Genomic DNA, 17,139 nt, shown 5'->3' on the forward strand with positions numbered 1-17,139 from the left:
TGGAATGAAAATGTTAAAAAAAGTAATCGGTATCGCTGTCGGTGGGTTGTTGCTTGCCGGGTGTGGCGCAACTTCTGACTTGCCGGCAAAGGACGAAGTGCTAGGTTCATCCTATAAAATGATTGAACAGGAAGCAGAGAAAACGACGGTCCGGATGTACATGTGGGGTGGAGATGACGGAATCAATGCCTATATCGACGAGTACGTCGCACCCAAGTTGAAAAAAGAGCATCAAATCACATTGAAGCGTGTGCCGATTGAAACAGCGGATATCATTCAGAAATTGCGTGCTGAAAAAACAGCCGGTAAGGACACAGGCGTGATTGATGTCGTCTGGATCAACGGCGATAATTTCCGAAATGCGAAAAAAGACGGTCTGTTATATGGTGACATCGCGCGCGTCTTACCGAACATCAAGCAAGTCGACGCCGCGGCGCAAACTTCAGATAGTGGGGCGAAGACGGAAGGGCTCGAAGCGGCCTGGGGAAAAGTCCAGTTTGCGTTCCATTATGATCAAGCCAGTGTTGCCAAACCACCGGTGGACTTAAACGAGTTAAAAGACTGGGTCAAAGCAAACCCAGGAAAATTCACTTATCCGGAAGTGACGGATTTCACGGGAAATACGTTTGTCCGTCACGTCATGTACGGGGTCGAATCAAATGAAACGTTGAAGAACCCGAAAAGCGATTTTAAAAAGACATGGGCTTATTTAAACGATTTAAAGCCGTACCTTTGGAAAGAAGGGAAAACCTATCCTAAGACGCTCGCTCAGCTCGATCAATTGTATGCGAAGGGGGATGTCGCATTCACGATGGGCTTCAATGAACGCCGGGCCGAACAGGAAGTAGCGTCCGGGACCTTCCCGGAAGAAACGCGTCCGCTCATCTTAGAAGAAGGTTCGATTGCGTCGACCCACTTCTTATCGGTTCCATTTAACGCACCAAACCCAAAAGGGGCGCTCGTTGCAATCAACGAATTGTTATCGGCAGATGCGCAGTTGAAGAAATATGACGCGACCTACTGGGGAGATGGGACAAGTCTTGATTTAAGTACGTTGACGTCAGTAGAACAACAAGCGTTTAAGGATGTTCCGGCAGCAAAATCGACACCGACACCAGATGCATTTGAAGGAAAAGTCCGAGCGGAGCTCGACCCGGAATTCTTCGAGATCATTCGAAAGGATTGGCCGGAACGTGTGGCGCGGTAATCCTTACCCCGCTGTCTTCTTGATTGCTGGAATGGTTCTTTATGGACTGTTCATCAGTGTATCGATGACGACAGTCGCCGATTATCGTGCATTGTTAAGCGATACCGTGTTTCTTGAAAGCATTGTGTTAAGTCTGTACGTCGCACTGAGTAGCACGTTACTTTCGTTAGGGGTCGGTTTCGGCTTAGCTCAATTTTTCTCAAGGCGAGGGGGGATGGCGGAACAAATCCTCGCACTTCCGCTGTTTATCCCGCATCTTGGTGCAGCATATCTTGCGATTCTCTACTTCAGTAATGTACCGATGATTGGTCCGCATGAGACGAATCATTTCAGTATCATCTTGACTTACGTATATAAAGAAACACCGTTCATCTTTTTTTATCTCATTCCTGTTTTTCGACGGCTCGATCACCGGTATGAGGAATTGGGGCAACTACTTGGATTATCTAAGATTCGCCGATTTTGGCATGGAAAAGGTGTTTTTATTTTGTTTCCGGCACTTGAAGCTAGCTTCATCGTTTTTGCATTTGTTCTATTTGCCTACGAAGTGCCGGCATTGCTTGGTGTGACGTATCCGAAAATGATTGGTGTATATGTATTTGATTTATATACGCAAGGAGACCTGTCGCAACAACCAACGGCTTTTGCCATCAGTGTCGTCTTGACGACGTTGCTCTTCATGATGTTAGCCGTCTTCACGTGGTGGATTCGACCGATCACAGAGCGAATCAGTAAGGGGCGGATTGAATGAAGCAACGAATCGTTACGCTATTGATTGCTTGTCTCGTCGTTGCACCGCTGCTGGGAATCATTCCGAAATCATTTTCTCTAAATCCACGAATCGTCGAGACGTTGACGACGACGCTCTTCATGATTGCAGCAGTGACGTTTTTGAACCACGTAATTGGTTATGCGGCAGGGAAAGCCATTGCCTTTCAGACGGGACGAATCATTCAACTGGCTGAGTTGTTGATTAGTCTACCACTGTTTTTGCCTGTATTATTGCTCTCATTCGGTCTTTATTTGACGTGGATCCGTTTAGGTTTGGCTGATCAATTCCTTGGTGTGTTACTCGTCCTTTTGTTACCGACACTTCCGTACACGGTCCGCCTTTATACGAACGGATTTCAGGCGCTCGGTGAACAACTACTCGAACAGACGGTCCTTGTTGAGGCAAACCGCTTGAAGCGATTTTTCTTTTTAGTCGGACCGTTGCTTCGTCCGACATTACAATCGGTGACATTGCTCGTCACCGTCATCACACTTAGTCAGTATGCACTCGTCGTGCTCATCGGCGGTGGCGTCGTTCGGATGCTCGCACTTGAAGTCTTCCCCCTTTACTCTGGGAATGCGGTTGATGCGGCTAAAGAAGCGACGATTTGGTTGATCGGGTTACCATTTTTGATTTATCTAGGGCAAATGTTGTTCTTTACCTTATGGATAGAAGGGGTTCGGAGGTTATTAGATGGACGTAAAAATTAATAAAGTGATGAAGCGTTTCGGTAAAACGACCGTCTTGCAAGACATCGATCTAACCATCGCCTCGGGACAATGCGTTGCGCTTGTCGGACCGAGTGGAAGCGGGAAGACGACGTTACTGCGCTTGATTGCCGGATTAGAAAAGGTCTCAGGTGGAACGATTCACTTCGGAGAGCGTGACGTTACGAAAACAGTCCCGAGTAAACGCGGAGTGACGATGCTGTTTCAACGACCGCTACTGTTTCCCCATCTCACGATCGGGCAGAATATCCGCCTTGGCATGCGAGGGGACGCCCGACAAGTCTCGGAGTGGCTCGACCGCGTCGGGTTACCGGGACGTGAAGCGGACTTTGTCCATCAACTGTCGGGAGGCGAGCAACAACGTGCGAGCTTAGCACGTGCCCTTGCGAGTCAACCGAACTTTTTATTATTAGACGAGCCGTTTTCAAGCCTCGATTTGCCGCGGAGGCGTGAATTACGGACGTTGATTCGTCGCCTGACGGAGCAACAAGGCGTGACGACGTTGCTTGTCACACATGATCGCGAAGAAGCGATGGCAATGGCGGACTATGTGTATGTCATGCAGGCAGGACGCATTATCGAGCAAGGGCGACCTGTTGCTTTAAGCGAGACGAGTCCGTTTTTTGGAGATGGTCTTGCCTTAGACGGGACATGGTATCCGCTGTCTGCGATCGAGTTGGTCTTAAGACCGACGAATCAAACAAATGAACGTGTTACGATTACGAAAGAATTAATCCAATATGGTGTTCGGTTCTATGAAGTCGAACGGGCAACCGGCGAGCGACTCGTCATTCAGACAAGAAGAGCGTTCGACGAAGCGACGACTGTTTATGTCGTCAGAAAGGAGGACTAATATGTTAGATACACGAGCACGAAAGATGGTCCAACCTGTGTTCGACCAAGCGGCGACCGGTTTGAAAAAGCTTGGTCTGTCGGCGAATCAAGTCACAATCATTTCCGGCATCATCGGAGGGGCAACAGGATTCTTCGTCTACAATGACATGATGGGAATTGCGATTCTCTTATTGTGGATTTCTGGAATGCTTGATGTCGTCGATGGGACGATGGCACGTCGCGAAAAACCGACAGCGATTGGAACGATTCTTGATCTTGTACTAGATCGAATCGTCGAGTTGTCCGTGCTGATCGGGATTGCGCTTCGTTTTCCGGAAACACAAATCGTCATGCTCTTTTTAATTGCGTCCTTTGTCATCGGTATGACGATGTTTCTCGCGATTGGGGCAGTCAGTGAAAATTATGGCATCAAGTCCTTCCAATACCAGCCGGGTCTCGTTGAACGGACAGAGGGGTTCTTGTTTTTAACGGCAATGCTGTTATTCCCAAGTGCAATCATCTGGATTGCGATCGTCTTCTTGATTGCAGAGCTGTATACGGTAGGCGAGCGCTTCTATCAAGCCTCTAAGGTGCTGGGATGAGTGAACAGGAGTTAATCATGGTCACGGATCAGGCCGGGCATCCATTATTCACGGCGTCACGAAACCGGGTACATGCTGAAGGGTTATGGCATGAGACGTTCCACTGCTTCGTCGTGAATCGAGAGCAACGAATCGTTCTTCTTCAAGAACGGGCGACTGAAAAAAAGGATTTTCCAAATTGTCTCGACATTACAGCGGCAGGACATTTACTTGCCGGTGAAACCGTTGCTGATGGTGTTCGTGAACTCGAAGAAGAGCTCGGACTCGTCCGGACGATGGATCAGTTGGAGCACGTTGGTATTTTTCTAGAAGAACTGACGTTGCCGGGATTCATTGATCGCGAGCGGACTCAGGTCTTTTTGACGGAATCGAACCAAGCCATTTCTGACTATCATTTACAAGCGACTGAAGTCAAACGGCTGGTCGCTTTTTCATTCGACGCATTTGCTACGTTAGGTGACGAAACGACAACGGAAGTCGTCAGCATCGAGGGTGAACGTTTCGGGCGGAACCGCTTCGTCCCGCACCCGCCGGAGTACTGGGCGATGGTCGAACGAAGCATTGAACAATCTAGCATGTGACAGGAGGAACTGTAGATGAGACAGCGATCTACAGTTTTTTTTTGCTTAAAAAAGTACAAAGTGGCGTAATGCAACGTAATTTGAGATAATTAACAATATATATTATTGATGAAAGAAGGTGCAGCCAGTGGGATTACGATTCGCACTGCTCGGACTGCTAACCCAGGGAGAAGCGACAGGCTATGATTTAAGTACGACGTTCAAAAAACAGATGACGCATTTTTGGACAGCACATCATACGCAAATTTATCGAGAATTATTAAAAATGGAAGAAGCATCACTCGTGACGAGTGTTCATATCGTCCAGGAGGATCTTCCAGATAAAAAAGTCTATTCGATTACAGATAAAGGCCAAACAGAGCTCGTCGCCTGGCTGCGGGCACCGAGTGAATTTAAGCCGAAAATGAAAGATGAGAACTTAATGCGCGTGTCGTTGTTACACCTCTTGCCGCTCGAGGAAGCGATCGCTTACCTTGAAGAATCAAAACGGCATCATCAATTTGCGGTCGACATGATGCAAGTGTGGCGAAAAGATCATTTAGAGAACGGGGCGACACTCGGGGAGACATTGACGAGTGAATACGGTCTACGGATGATGCTGAATTACCTCGATTGGTGTGACTGGGCAATCGAAGAAATCAAAAGAAGTCAAACGAGTGTTTGATTGTGATGGGATAGGGAGTAGAGAACGTGAGTGTATTTAAAGATTATCAAGACTGGCTGGACGAAGAGACGGATGACATCATCAAACGACATGCAACATATGCCGCCGCTGAATTGAAATTAGGTGGAGAAGTCGGAGACTACTATGTTGATGCGGGGCTAATCGATCAATTCGTCATGCGACATGTCTCGTGGTTGTCGATCAGTGAAATCGAAGACATTCTGACAGAGTCTGAAAACAGCGACCGTGTGGAACTTCTCGAACCAACAGATCACGAAGAAGATATGCAACGTCAGCAAGCAGAACACGTGTTACGAATGGATGTAAAAGAAATGTTGGCGTCAAAAACACGCCCCTTCGTCGACGAACGATTACAGGCGCTCACTCAACAGATTCGTCCGCTTCAAGACCGTCAGGCAGAAGCGCAGGCGGCATTCGATGAAATCGAACGGACGATTGAGACAGGACCAGCACCAAAAATCATTCCGAAGCGTTGGTATCGACGGGAACGTGTGGTTGAACAGTCGTTTACCGATGAAGAGTGTACGAACCTTGACGAGCAGCTTGAAGCACGACAGCAGCAGCTCGTTATTGAAGACCGCACGGTTGCGGCAGCCGAACGTGAAATACTGATGCTTCAGCGGGCGATTAACGAAGGGAAATGACCCGAAGCAAAAACAGCACCTCCACCTTTGTTCAGTGGAGGTGCTGTTTTGCATGTAGACAACGTCATGTGGGGGGAGAAAAGCACGCAAAGACGCATTTTTTCCCGTAGAAGTCGACGAAAAGGGACGCCTTTCAGGTGGACCGTCTTGAATCGTTTCCAAAACGACAGAGTATCTTCACTGATCTTAAAGAAAGCTAAAAAAATCTCGCTTTCTAATCTAATCGCTTCCTAGTGGAAAGCAAACAGGAGCGACCCTGCAGCTTTGCTGTAGCGGCGCGATGTTTGCCACAGGAAGACAATTAGGAAGGAAAGAGAGAGCAAAAAAAAAGATGGGAAATCACATTCAAGTGACCTTCCATCTAGTTTGTCTACACGCTGAGCACTTCCACTGATGTTCAGTGGAAGTGCTTAGCATCAACTAAAATTTTAGACAGTCGCGAGTTTAGCGACGATCAATTTAGCGACAGCTTCACTTGAAGCTGGGTTTTGACCTGTGATGACGTTGCCATCGATGACTGCGAATTCTTTACCTGCGTCTGAAGTCAAGAACGTTGCACCTTCATTACGCAACGTTGTTTCGAGTAAGAATGGAACTTTCTCTTCAAGACCTGTTGATTTTTCTTCTTCATCTGTAAAGCCGTTGATTTGACGACCTTCGACGAATGGTTTGCCATCAATCATGACGTGAGCGAAAGCGGCAGGTCCGTGACAAACAGATGCGACGATTCCGTCTTTCTTGACCATTGCTTCGATTGCACCGGCAACTTGTGGATTGTTCGGGAAGTCAACGACCGCACCGTGTCCACCCGGGAAATAAACAGCGTCGAACGATGAAGGATCGACTGTTGAGAGTGAAGCTGTATCTTTTAGTGCTTTACGTGCGTCTTGGAACTTCGGCAGAATTTCTTTGACGAGTGATGCTTTATCGATTGGGACGTCGCCACCTTTAACAGAAACAACAGTGACGTCATGTCCTGCTTCATTAAATAAGTTAAACGGTGCAGCAAACTCTTCGAACCAAAGTCCTGTTGCGTGTCCGTTCATGTCATCCGCGCTTGTTGAAACGATTAAAATACGTGCCATAATAAAATTCCTCCTCTAGGGTTAACGTTACAAATAAGAGGATTCCCCGGCTTGCTAAAACTCAAACCTTATTGATGTGCTGTATAAGGATGGACCGGCAATGTCTTCAGGACGTGATTGATTTGTTCAAGCGTGACGGGTTCCCGCATCGCCTTGAGATTGGCCTGTAATTGCGACACGCTCGACGCACCAGGCAGTACGATTGCGGCTTGTTGATCGATTGCTTGGAGAGCGAGCGCGGGTAGTGGGTAGTCTTGTAAGAAATTCAATGTTTCTTCGAGTTGTTCTTTATTAAATTGCTCGAACTGGTCAACGGATTGGAGGCGCGACGTACTCTCAGTCGTCAATAATCCTTTTGCGAGCGGACCACGAGCGACGACCTTGACATTTTTTTCATTGAGTAAAGGCAAGAGTGCTTCGATGCGCCGATCGAGTAACGAGTAAGGTGTCATCAAATAATCGAGATCACTATGCTCGAGCCAATACTTAATGACGTTCGGCCGTAAAGAAGAAAGACCATAGGCTTTAATCTTACCGTCTGCTTTTAAATCCTTCACGGCTTGAATCGATGCATCGAGGTCGTCTTCCATCGTTCCGCCGTGGACATAATAGAGATCGAGATAAGGTGTTTCGAGTCGGTTCAGACTTTCAAGACATGCTTGTTTTAAGTACTCGTAACTCGGATCCCACGTCCACCCCGTTCCCGTTGCATTCATTCGGTTCCCGCCTTTAGAGGCGAGGAAAATCCGGCTGCGGTCTTCTTGCGAAAATGTCTGTCCAATCAACGATTCGACGGCTCCGTTCGCGTAGACGTCCGCTGTGTCAAAATGAATGACCCCTTCGTCGAGCGCTGTACGGAGGATTTCTGTTGCTTCTTCTTGTCCGCGTTTTAATATTGTCATTGTGCCTAATCCGAGTCCCATGACTAATCCCTCATTTCTTTCGATATGTGCTACTACAGAACAGTTTATCATATTTAATTCTCGGTCCCCCCTGTTGAGGAACTGTTTCATATTTTGAGTTTGAAAAAACAAACTTGCATCAGGAATCAGATAACGGGCATACTGAATAAGAAGAATAAATTACGGCGCGGATAGTTATAGAAGGAAGAGGTGTTCGGAATGGAAGAAAAAACAATCGAACGAGAAGTCATTTATGAAGGAAAAGTCTTTAATGTCGAAAAGCATGTCGTCAGCTTACCAAACGGTAATACATCAGTGCGCGAGCTCGTTTATCATAACGGAGCCGTCGCCATCATCGCCTTTGATGAAAAAGGTGATTTGATTGTCGTCGAGCAGTACCGCAAAGCATTCGAACAGCTATCGATTGAAATTCCTGCGGGAAAACTTGAGGCGGGTGAGAATCCAATTGATTGTGCCGGAAGAGAATTGAAAGAAGAAACAGGTTACGCGGCAGAAGAATTGAAACATGTCTTCGATTTTTACGGGGCACCGGGATTTTGCAGCGAACGCGTACATATATATGAAGCAATCGGTTTGACGGCTGGTGAACGTCAGCTGGATGCAGATGAATTCCTTGAAAACCAGACATTGTCACTTGACCGGGCCTTAGAACTGATTGCAAATGGCACGATTGTCGATGCAAAAACAATCATGGCGATTCAACATTGGCACATCCGTACATTAAAATGATTCTAATTTGGTTGATTTTCAGTTGATAATCATTTTAATTTGAAAATTGATTGAGAATCAGCTATGATAAAAGCATCAGTTTCGACCTAAGGGGGCGCTATGATGGAAAGTCGTGTTGAACGCATTAAAAAACAGCTGAGCGGTAAAGGATATAAGCTGACTCCCCAACGTGAAGCGACTGTGCGTATCCTGCTAGAACATGAGTCGGATCACCTCAGTGCTGAAAATGTCTTTTTATTAGTGAAAGAAAAAAACTCTGATATTGGACTCGCGACCGTGTACCGGACGCTCGAATTATTGACGGAGCTTGAAGTCGTCGATAAGGTCAACTTCGGAGATGGCGTATCTCGATTCGATTTACGACAAGAAGGGGCGAGTCACTCGCATCACCACCTTGTATGTATCGAATGTGGTTCCGTCGAAGAAATTTTAGATGATATGTTAGAAGATGTCGAAAAAGAAATCGTCTCGCGGTTTCACTTTAAAATTAAAGATCATCGCTTGACCTTCCACGGAGTTTGCCGTGTTTGTCAGGAGCGTCATGCACGTGAAGCGCTTGAACAAACGCAAACACAAACTATCTAACCGTCCTTCCACACACAGGGCGGTTTTTTCTTTTTGAAAATATAGGTCAGACCTCTTCACAACGGTTTACACCTTTGATATGATGGGAAAGTAAGCGATTTCTTAAGCCAAGAGGATGAATTCAGTGAGACAACAACTGGAAGCATTTATCAACTATCTCGTCATTGAACGGCAAATGTCAGGAAATACGGCAGCAGCCTATCGAAATGATTTAAACCAGTATCTTCATTCGCTCGAACAAGCAGGGGTGACTTCGCTTGAATTCGTGACACGACATCATATCGTGCTCCATATCGAGAGCTTGTTGAACGCTCAAAAGTCACGGTCGACGGTCAGACGGGCGACGAGTTCGATCCGTTCGTTCCATCAATATTTGGTCGAAGAGCGTCAAGTGGAGAGTGATCCGTCACGTCATTTGGATTTACCGAAACCAGAAAAAAAGCTCCCGGTCGTCTGGAGTCAAACGGACGTCGTTAAGTTGCTTGATTCCGTGGTCGGAAACGATCCGCTCGTCAGACGGGATGCGGCGATGCTTGAACTGTTATACGGTACCGGTATGCGGGTCAGTGAACTGCTACAGTTGACGTTAAACGATCTGCAGCTCGAACTCGGTTACTTATCGTGTCTTGGGAAAGGGAACAAAACGCGAATCATTCCAATCAGCACGACAGCGATTGAGAGCGTCACGACCTATCTCGAATTAGCACGAAACAGTTTAGGGGGCCAGCAAACGGATTATGTCTTCTTGAATAGTCGGGGAAGCCGGTTATCGCGACAAGGTTTTTGGAAGATGATTAAACGACGTGCAAGAGAAGCGGGTATTGAAAAAGAGATTACGCCACATGTGCTCCGTCATTCATTCGCTACTCATCTACTTGAAAATGGTGCAGATTTACGGGTTGTCCAAGAGATGCTCGGTCATGCCGACTTGTCGACGACGCAAATGTACACGCATGTCAACAAAGGTCGGTTACATGAAGTCTATAAGAATCATCATCCACGTGCATGATGTTCCTTATAAAACAAAGGTCTGACTTCAGACAAATGAAGCGTTTTGTCTAGTCGGTTTGTGGGAAAATCATTAGGGCAGTCGTTCATTACAGTACGTATTAGGAGGAAATACAAATGGCACAACAATTCAAACGTGTATTTTTAGTCGTCATGGATTCTGTTGGTATCGGTGAAGCACCCGATGCGGAACAATTTGGAGATTTAGGAGCACATACGCTTGGTCACATCGGAGAGCATATGAATGGCTTGAATATTCCGAACCTGGAAAAGCTTGGTCTCGCGCATATTGAAGCCGTTCAAGGTGTTTCGGCTGATGCCGCACCAATCGCATCATACGGTAAAATGGAAGAAGTATCGGCGGGGAAAGATACGATGACGGGACACTGGGAGATCATGGGTCTTCGCATCGATACACCATTCCGTGTCTTTGAAAAATTCCCGGCTGACTTGATTGACCGTCTTGAAGCATTCTCTGGTCGGAAAATCATCGGTAACAAACCAGCTTCTGGTACGGAAATCTTAGATGAGCTTGGTCAAGAACACGTCGAAACGGGCGCATTGATCGTCTATACATCTGCTGACTCTGTCTTACAGATTGCAGCTCACGAAGAAGTCGTCCCACTCGAAGAACTTTACCGAATTTGTGAATATGCACGTGATATCACGCGCGACGATCCATACATGCTCGGTCGCATCATCGCACGTCCATTCCTTGGGGAGCAAGGCGCATGGGTTCGGACATCGAACCGTCACGACTATGCCTTAAAACCGTTTGACCGGACTGTCATGAATGAGCTTGAGACAGCTGGATTCGATGTCATTTCGCTCGGTAAAATCGCTGACATCTTTGACGGTGAAGGTGTGACGGATGCAATTCGTACGAAATCGAACATGGACGGAATGGACCAACTCGTTGGTCAACTCGAACGTGACTTCACAGGGCTTTGCTTCTTGAACCTTGTTGACTTCGATGCCTTGTTCGGACATCGTCGTGACCCGCAAGGTTACGGGGATGCACTTGAAGAATTTGATGCACGTCTCCCGGAAGTATTCGAGCGGATGCAAGAAGATGATCTCTTAATCATTACAGCTGACCACGGAAACGATCCGATTCACGCTGGAACAGATCACACGCGTGAGTACGTCCCGCTTCTTGCGTACCAAAAGAGCGGTGTCGCAAACGATTTAGGAACGCGTGCAACATTTGCTGATCTTGGAGCGACGGTTGCTGCAAACTTCGGTGTTAAAATGCCGGCACACGGAAAAAGCTTTTTAACAGAACTTTAATTTCAAAGGAGCGATTTTGGATGACAGTCAACTGGAATGAAACACGTTCATATTTAGAAAGTAAAATGCAGGCAAAGCCGGAAATCGGTTTGATTCTCGGATCAGGTCTCGGCGTACTGGCTGATGAAATTGAAAATCCAATCGCGATTCCGTATGGCGATATTCCGAACTTCCCTGTTTCGACAGTGGAAGGACATGCGGGACAACTCGTCTTCGGGACGCTCGAAGGCAAACAAGTCGTCGCGATGCAAGGACGATTCCACTTCTATGAAGGCTACTCGATGGAAATGGTCACATTCCCAGTTCGTGTCATGAAAGCAATCGGCGTCGAAACATTAATCGTGACGAATGCAGCGGGTGCTTGTAATGAAGCATTCGAACCGGGAGATCTCATGTTGATCACAGATCACATCAATTTCTTCGGAACGAATCCGTTGATCGGAAAAAACGTCGATGAGATGGGACCACGTTTCCCGGACATGTCGAAGCCGTATGATAAAGAATTACTGGAACTTGCCCAAGCGACGGCAGATGAGCTCGGAATCAATGTTCGTCAAGGCGTTTACTTCGGCAACACCGGTCCGACATATGAAACGCCGGCTGAAGTCAAAATGGCACGGATGCTTGGTGGAGATGTCGTCGGCATGTCGACGGTTCCTGAAGTCATCGTCGCACGTCACTCAGACATGCGCGTACTCGGAATCTCATGTGTATCAAACATGGCAGCAGGTATCTTAGATCAGCCGCTCCATCACGATGAAGTCATCGAAACGACGGAACGGGTCCGGGCACACTTCCTGTCGCTCGTTCGTGGTTCGATCAAAAAAATGTAACAACACCTTAGAGGAGGAAATAGATTATGCGTATGGTAGATTTGATTGCAACGAAACGAGACGGCGGCGAGTTACCAACAGCCGATATTAAAGCAATGGTCGAAGGATTCACGAACGGGGACGTTCCGGATTATCAAATGTCAGCGATGTCGATGGCCATTTTTTATCAAGGGATGTCAGATCGTGAAATCGCAGATTTGACGATGGCGATGGTCGAATCAGGTGACGTCATCGACTTATCACGGATTCACGGCAAAAAAGTCGACAAACACTCAACAGGCGGCGTCGGCGATAAAATCAGTCTGATTGTTGCACCACTCGTCGCGTCAATCGGAATTCCGGTTGCGAAGATGAGCGGACGCGGTCTTGGTCATACAGGTGGAACAATCGATAAATTGGAAGCCTTCCCTGGTTTCGATGTTGAATTATCGGAAGAAGCCTTCGTCAGCCAAGTCAACGACATCAAGATGGCAATCATCGGTCAGACCGGGAACTTAACACCTGCTGACAAAAAACTTTACGCATTACGTGACGTGACAGCAACAGTCAATTCGATTCCGTTGATTGCAAGTTCAATCATGTCGAAAAAAATTGCGGCCGGCGCTGATAGCATCGTTCTTGATGTTAAAACGGGTTCAGGTGCTTTCATGAAGTCGTTTGAGGACGCGAAAGCACTTGCGACAGAGATGGTTTCAATCGGGAAAAGTGTCAACCGGAAAACGATTGCCGTCATCACGGACATGGATCAGCCACTCGGAAACGAAATCGGGAACGCAAACGAAGTCAAAGAAGCAATCGAAGTCTTACAAGGTAAAGATGTGCGTGACTTGAAAGTCATCGCCTTGACGATTGCCTCACATATGGCAGTCCTTGGTGAGTTCTACCCGACGTTCGACGAAGCGTATGCCGATCTCGAGACACGCCTCGCGAACGGTGCAGCACTCGACGTCTTTAAAAAGTTCATCGCAGCGCAAGGTGGCGACGCGTCACTCGTTGACGATATGTCAAAAGCACTTGAAACGAAATACCAAAAAGACTTCGTGGCATCAAAAGCAGGTTATGTCTCTGAAATCATCGCCGATGAAGTTGGTGTCGCAGCGATGATTCTTGGAGCGGGCCGAGCGACGAAAACAGACGTCATCGATCATGCAGCAAGCGTCACGTTATTGAAAAAAGTCGGCGATCGTGTTGAAGTCGGCGATGTCATCGCGACACTTCGTTCGAATAAAGAAACGCTTGATCAAGCAATTGAGAAAATGGATCATGCGTATCATATCAGTGAAACGAAACCGGAAGAACGTCCGCTCGTTCACGCTGTCATCGATTAAATCATGTAAAGTAGCAAGTTGGGTCTTCTTCCCAATTTGCTACTTTTTTTGTTATGATGAAAGTCAGGTTTTTCCAAAAGAAGAAGGAGGAAAAAAGATGAAACCAGCTCGATTAAAAGAAGGCGATACAATCGCGATCGTGTCACCCGCATCAGCGATTGCAGCCTACGTGCCGCGCCGATTGCAACGCGGCATTGAAACATTGGAACGGATGGGCTTTCAGGTCCTTGTGATGCCGAATGCGACGGCAGTCCATAGTCATACGGCAGGAACGATTGGCGAACGGGTGCAAGACTTACATATGGCGTTTCGCGATCCGGAAGTCAAAGCGATCATCGCGACGATCGGCGGCTTCAACTCGCATCAGCTGTTAGATGAGCTCGATTATGACTTGATTCGGGACAACCCGAAAATTTTACTCGGCTATAGTGACATCACGGCACTGCATGCTGCGATTTATGCAAAAACAGGTTTGACGACGTTTTTAGGGCCGGCGATTTTGCCGCAGTTCGGTCTACTGGACGGTCTTGACGACTATACTGAACAGTCGTTCAAGCGAACGTTGATGCAGACGGAACCGATTGGGAAAATCGTCGCCTCATTCGAGTGGACGGATGAAGTACTCCGCTGGGACGTACATGACGACCGTCCGAAAAAACGACAACCGAATGCGGGGATGTTGATTGGTCGTACAGGCGAGGGGACAGGACCGATTCTTGCCGGAAACTGTGGCACACTCTTGTTACTTGCAGGTACATCGTATATGCCGTCTTTCGAAGATGTTGTCTTGATGCTCGAAGATGACGGAAGCGAAACACCGGAAACGATCGACCGTTATTTTACACAGTTGCGGCATCTTGGTGTGTATGATGAGATTTCAGCACTCGTTATCGGCCGGTTCGAGAGTCAGGTCGATTTTGATCCGGACTTTACATTGAAAGACATCATTTTACGGGCAACACGCGGCTACGACTTCCCGATTGTCCTCGACGCTGACTTCGGTCATACGGATCCGGTTCTGACATTGCCACTCGGTGTAACAGCTTCCGTTCGTGTCGGTGATGAAATTGAAATTGAAATAGTAGATTCTGCCGTCAACTGAGTAAAAAACCTGCGTTTTCCGAAAAAATTTGGTACACTGTTCCATGGAGTCACAAGTTGCTTGTGACGAACACCATTAGCTGAAAAGCGCGAAAGGTTGGTATACAATGCAAAAAACTGGATATATCTTATTAGAAGACGGAAATAAAATTGATTTTGAACTCTTTAACGACGATGCACCGATTACAACAGAAAACTTCGAGAGCCTTGCGAACTCGAACTTCTACGATGGATTGAACTTCCACCGTGTCATCCCGGGCTTCGTCTCACAAGGCGGCTGCCCAATCGGGAACGGTACAGGCGGTTCTGGGAAAACAATCCCATGTGAAACGTCAACTTCGTACCCGCACAAACATAAAGCAGGTTCACTCTCGATGGCGCACGCTGGTCGCGACACAGGTTCGAGTCAGTTCTTCGTCGTCCACGAGCCGCAACCGCACCTTGACGGTGTGCATACAGTCTTCGGACAAGTCACTTCAGGACTTGAGCATGCTCAAAAAATGAAGCAAGGCGCAGGCATTAAAGAAATTCGCGTAGAAGCATAAGTGTCTGACTCCTCTTCAACTAGAAGGGGAGTTTTTGTTTTTTAGACTAAGGGAACAGATAATAAGGCACAAATAGAATTTCAGGAGGCGTTTCATGATGCGTTTAAAAGGTAAAAAAGTGATTCAACTCGTCAGTAATGATTTTGAGGATTTAGAGTTATGGTACCCGGTCCACCGGTTACGTGAAGAAGGGGCAACGGTCGACATCGTGGGTGAGAAAGCAAATGAAAAGTATATCGGGAAATACGGTGTTCCAATCGTCTCCGACATCGCGTTTGCTGACATTAATCCAGCAGACTACGACGCGATTCTCGTTCCGGGTGGTTGGTCACCGGATTTATTACGGCGGTTTGATTCGGTCTTGAAAATGGTCCGACACTTCGACGAACAAAAACAGCCGATTGGTCAAATCTGTCATGCGGGATGGGTTTTAATTTCAGCAGATGTACTCAAAGGTGTCAACGTCACGAGTACGCCGGGGATTAAAGACGACATGACGAATGCGGGCGCAGTGTGGCACGATGAGCCGGTCGTCGTCGACGGACACATCGTCTCAAGTCGGAGACCGCCCGATCTACCTGACTATATGCGTGAATTCATCGCCGTGTTAGAAAAGTCGAAGTCATAATTCGGAAAAGGTGGGGTGAAGTGATTCACTCCTTCTTTTTGTCCTTCTCGACAAAAAAATGAAGTAATTCTAGCCGATAAGGTGTAGAATAAATGAGTCTCAGTCGTTCATGGTCCTGAGAGTTGTTGAAATTAGGAAGGTGTAGAATCAGATGCTAGTAAAATATAAGAAGCTGAATGAACGGACCGCGATGGGGTTAATCGCCTTTTCGTGTGAAGTGAAGGATCCGAAGTATTTGCTTGAAACGGTTCAAGCCTATGAACAAGAAGAAGATCGTCAATTGTATCTTTACAAACAGGATGAAGACTTCGTAGGAGTGATCGGTTTTCAATTAGTGGATGGCCACGCTGAATTGAGCCACATCGCATTGTCTCCATCGTTCCGCGGGGAGCGGATGTCGTACACATTACTCGACGCTGCGGCGAAGATGATGCGTCTCGATATCATCGGCTCGACTGAAGAAACAAGTCGTCTTGTTGAAAAGTGGAAAAATCAATGAAAAAAACCGGTCCGTTTATTTCAGGGCCGGTTTTTCCATTTCCCGCGATTTTTAAGTGCGGCTTGCCTTGCGTCGATGACGTCTTGCCGGTTTCGTAACCGGTGTTTGTCGATTAAAAAGGTTCGATCAAGCGGTTCGAGTGATTGGGTCTTCATTCGTTGTTCGAGTCTTTCGTCTACTGGTAAATGGATTCTCCGGTATTCCGGCTCCATAAAAGCGGACTTTAACGTAAGCAGTTGCGTGGCATCGATGCCGAGTTGGGTAATTGACGCTGCATGCCGTTCGATTTTTTGAAAGGCTTTCGGATAGGTTCGCATCGCGCCGGTCACATTACCGCGCCGGTGATGATACCGGGCGACGGCTAATTGAATCAAAGCGACGAGTGATTCGTCCGTCCGATTGCCGGCTTGCCAAAGTTCTTCTAATACTTCATGGCATTCGAAGTAATCTTCTTGTATATTGAATTCGAAAGTAAATTGTTCGATCGGGTGCATGAGAGCACCTCCTTTCCTTTTAATATAGCATAGTCGAA

21 protein-coding genes are annotated in these 17,139 nt (G+C 47.2%); 18 read left to right on the forward strand and 3 right to left on the reverse strand.

Going from position 1 to position 17,139, the window contains the following annotated elements; genetic code table 11:
- The first annotated feature begins 10 nt into the window (after nt 1–10).
- The 8 genes from KNP98_RS04635 (at nt 11) to KNP98_RS04670 (ending at nt 6,053) form a co-directional block, all read left to right on the forward strand.
- Nucleotides 11–1,207: an ABC transporter substrate-binding protein gene (locus tag KNP98_RS04635; protein ID WP_214810786.1), complete on the forward strand. Its 1,197-nt coding sequence runs from the start codon at nt 11–13 to the stop codon at nt 1,205–1,207.
- Nucleotides 1,194–1,958, forward strand: a complete 765-nt coding sequence (locus KNP98_RS04640) for an ABC transporter permease (RefSeq protein WP_214807687.1) — start codon at nt 1,194–1,196, stop codon at nt 1,956–1,958. The genes KNP98_RS04635 and KNP98_RS04640 overlap by 14 nt, the downstream gene beginning before the upstream one ends.
- On the forward strand, nt 1,955–2,689 hold the full coding sequence (locus tag KNP98_RS04645) for an ABC transporter permease subunit (protein ID WP_029333661.1): 735 nt from the start codon (nt 1,955–1,957) through the stop codon (nt 2,687–2,689). Before KNP98_RS04640 ends, KNP98_RS04645 begins: the two co-directional genes overlap by 4 nt.
- The gene (locus KNP98_RS04650) at nt 2,673–3,560 is read left to right on the forward strand and encodes an ABC transporter ATP-binding protein (protein ID WP_088836682.1); all 888 of its coding nucleotides are present in this window, start codon (nt 2,673–2,675) and stop codon (nt 3,558–3,560) included. Before KNP98_RS04645 ends, KNP98_RS04650 begins: the two co-directional genes overlap by 17 nt.
- Before the next feature lies 1 nt (nt 3,561).
- A complete protein-coding gene (locus KNP98_RS04655) occupies nt 3,562–4,143 on the forward strand; it encodes a CDP-alcohol phosphatidyltransferase family protein (protein ID WP_029333155.1) in 582 nt (193 codons plus the stop codon).
- 17 nt (nt 4,144–4,160) lie between these two features.
- Nucleotides 4,161–4,724, forward strand: coding sequence for an NUDIX hydrolase (locus KNP98_RS04660; protein ID WP_251135138.1), 564 nt, complete (start codon nt 4,161–4,163; stop codon nt 4,722–4,724).
- Nucleotides 4,725–4,851: 127 nt separating this feature from the next.
- Nucleotides 4,852–5,388, forward strand: coding sequence for a PadR family transcriptional regulator (locus KNP98_RS04665; protein ID WP_088836684.1), 537 nt, complete (start codon nt 4,852–4,854; stop codon nt 5,386–5,388).
- A gap of 26 nt (nt 5,389–5,414) precedes the next feature.
- The gene (locus KNP98_RS04670; RefSeq protein ID WP_214810787.1) at nt 5,415–6,053 is read left to right on the forward strand and encodes a hypothetical protein; all 639 of its coding nucleotides are present in this window, start codon (nt 5,415–5,417) and stop codon (nt 6,051–6,053) included.
- A 428-nt stretch (nt 6,054–6,481) separates the two neighbouring features.
- Here the strand turns inward: KNP98_RS04670 and KNP98_RS04675 are convergent, their stop codons facing one another.
- Together KNP98_RS04675 and KNP98_RS04680 are read right to left on the reverse strand one after the other, a co-directional pair.
- Nucleotides 6,482–7,138 (reverse strand): type 1 glutamine amidotransferase domain-containing protein, encoded by a 657-nt coding sequence (locus KNP98_RS04675; protein ID WP_029333159.1) that lies wholly within the window; start codon nt 7,136–7,138, stop codon nt 6,482–6,484.
- Nucleotides 7,139–7,206: 68 nt separating this feature from the next.
- Nucleotides 7,207–8,061: an aldo/keto reductase gene (locus KNP98_RS04680; RefSeq protein ID WP_088836686.1), complete on the reverse strand. Its 855-nt coding sequence runs from the start codon at nt 8,059–8,061 to the stop codon at nt 7,207–7,209.
- 198 nt (nt 8,062–8,259) lie between these two features.
- On the opposite strand from KNP98_RS04680, the gene KNP98_RS04685 reads away from it, so the two are divergent.
- From KNP98_RS04685 to KNP98_RS04730, 10 genes are all read left to right on the forward strand, one after another.
- A complete protein-coding gene (locus KNP98_RS04685; RefSeq protein WP_088836687.1) occupies nt 8,260–8,790 on the forward strand; it encodes an NUDIX domain-containing protein in 531 nt (176 codons plus the stop codon).
- A 102-nt stretch (nt 8,791–8,892) separates the two neighbouring features.
- Nucleotides 8,893–9,375 carry a ferric iron uptake transcriptional regulator gene (gene fur / locus KNP98_RS04690; RefSeq protein WP_214810790.1) on the forward strand — a complete coding sequence of 161 codons (483 nt, stop codon included), beginning with the start codon at nt 8,893–8,895 and terminating at the stop codon, nt 9,373–9,375.
- A gap of 124 nt (nt 9,376–9,499) precedes the next feature.
- Complete coding sequence (gene xerD / locus KNP98_RS04695; RefSeq protein ID WP_088836689.1) at nt 9,500–10,384, forward strand: site-specific tyrosine recombinase XerD; 885 nt, start codon at nt 9,500–9,502, stop codon at nt 10,382–10,384.
- Between the two features lie 116 nt (nt 10,385–10,500).
- Nucleotides 10,501–11,673, forward strand: coding sequence for a phosphopentomutase (deoB, locus tag KNP98_RS04700; protein WP_088836690.1), 1,173 nt, complete (start codon nt 10,501–10,503; stop codon nt 11,671–11,673).
- Nucleotides 11,674–11,693: 20 nt separating this feature from the next.
- The gene (locus KNP98_RS04705; protein WP_029333165.1) at nt 11,694–12,506 is read left to right on the forward strand and encodes a purine-nucleoside phosphorylase; all 813 of its coding nucleotides are present in this window, start codon (nt 11,694–11,696) and stop codon (nt 12,504–12,506) included.
- Nucleotides 12,507–12,532: 26 nt separating this feature from the next.
- On the forward strand, nt 12,533–13,834 hold the full coding sequence (locus tag KNP98_RS04710) for a pyrimidine-nucleoside phosphorylase (protein WP_088836691.1): 1,302 nt from the start codon (nt 12,533–12,535) through the stop codon (nt 13,832–13,834).
- Nucleotides 13,835–13,931: 97 nt separating this feature from the next.
- Nucleotides 13,932–14,936 carry a S66 family peptidase gene (locus tag KNP98_RS04715; protein ID WP_214810792.1) on the forward strand — a complete coding sequence of 335 codons (1,005 nt, stop codon included), beginning with the start codon at nt 13,932–13,934 and terminating at the stop codon, nt 14,934–14,936.
- 106 nt (nt 14,937–15,042) lie between these two features.
- On the forward strand, nt 15,043–15,480 hold the full coding sequence (locus KNP98_RS04720; RefSeq protein WP_088836693.1) for a peptidylprolyl isomerase: 438 nt from the start codon (nt 15,043–15,045) through the stop codon (nt 15,478–15,480).
- A 97-nt stretch (nt 15,481–15,577) separates the two neighbouring features.
- A complete protein-coding gene (locus tag KNP98_RS04725; RefSeq protein ID WP_214801559.1) occupies nt 15,578–16,108 on the forward strand; it encodes a type 1 glutamine amidotransferase domain-containing protein in 531 nt (176 codons plus the stop codon).
- Nucleotides 16,109–16,259: 151 nt separating this feature from the next.
- Entirely contained in the window at nt 16,260–16,607 is a 348-nt protein-coding gene (locus tag KNP98_RS04730; protein WP_088836695.1) for a GNAT family N-acetyltransferase, read from the forward strand.
- A gap of 20 nt (nt 16,608–16,627) precedes the next feature.
- Here KNP98_RS04730 and KNP98_RS04735 read toward each other — a convergent pair whose 3' ends face one another.
- On the reverse strand, nt 16,628–17,101 hold the full coding sequence (locus tag KNP98_RS04735; protein WP_029333171.1) for a DUF309 domain-containing protein: 474 nt from the start codon (nt 17,099–17,101) through the stop codon (nt 16,628–16,630).
- Between the last annotated feature and the right edge of the window lie 38 nt (nt 17,102–17,139).

Source organism: Exiguobacterium sp. s127, from assembly GCF_018618695.1.
Taxonomy (GTDB): Bacteria; Bacillota; Bacilli; order Exiguobacteriales; family Exiguobacteriaceae; genus Exiguobacterium_A; species Exiguobacterium_A oxidotolerans.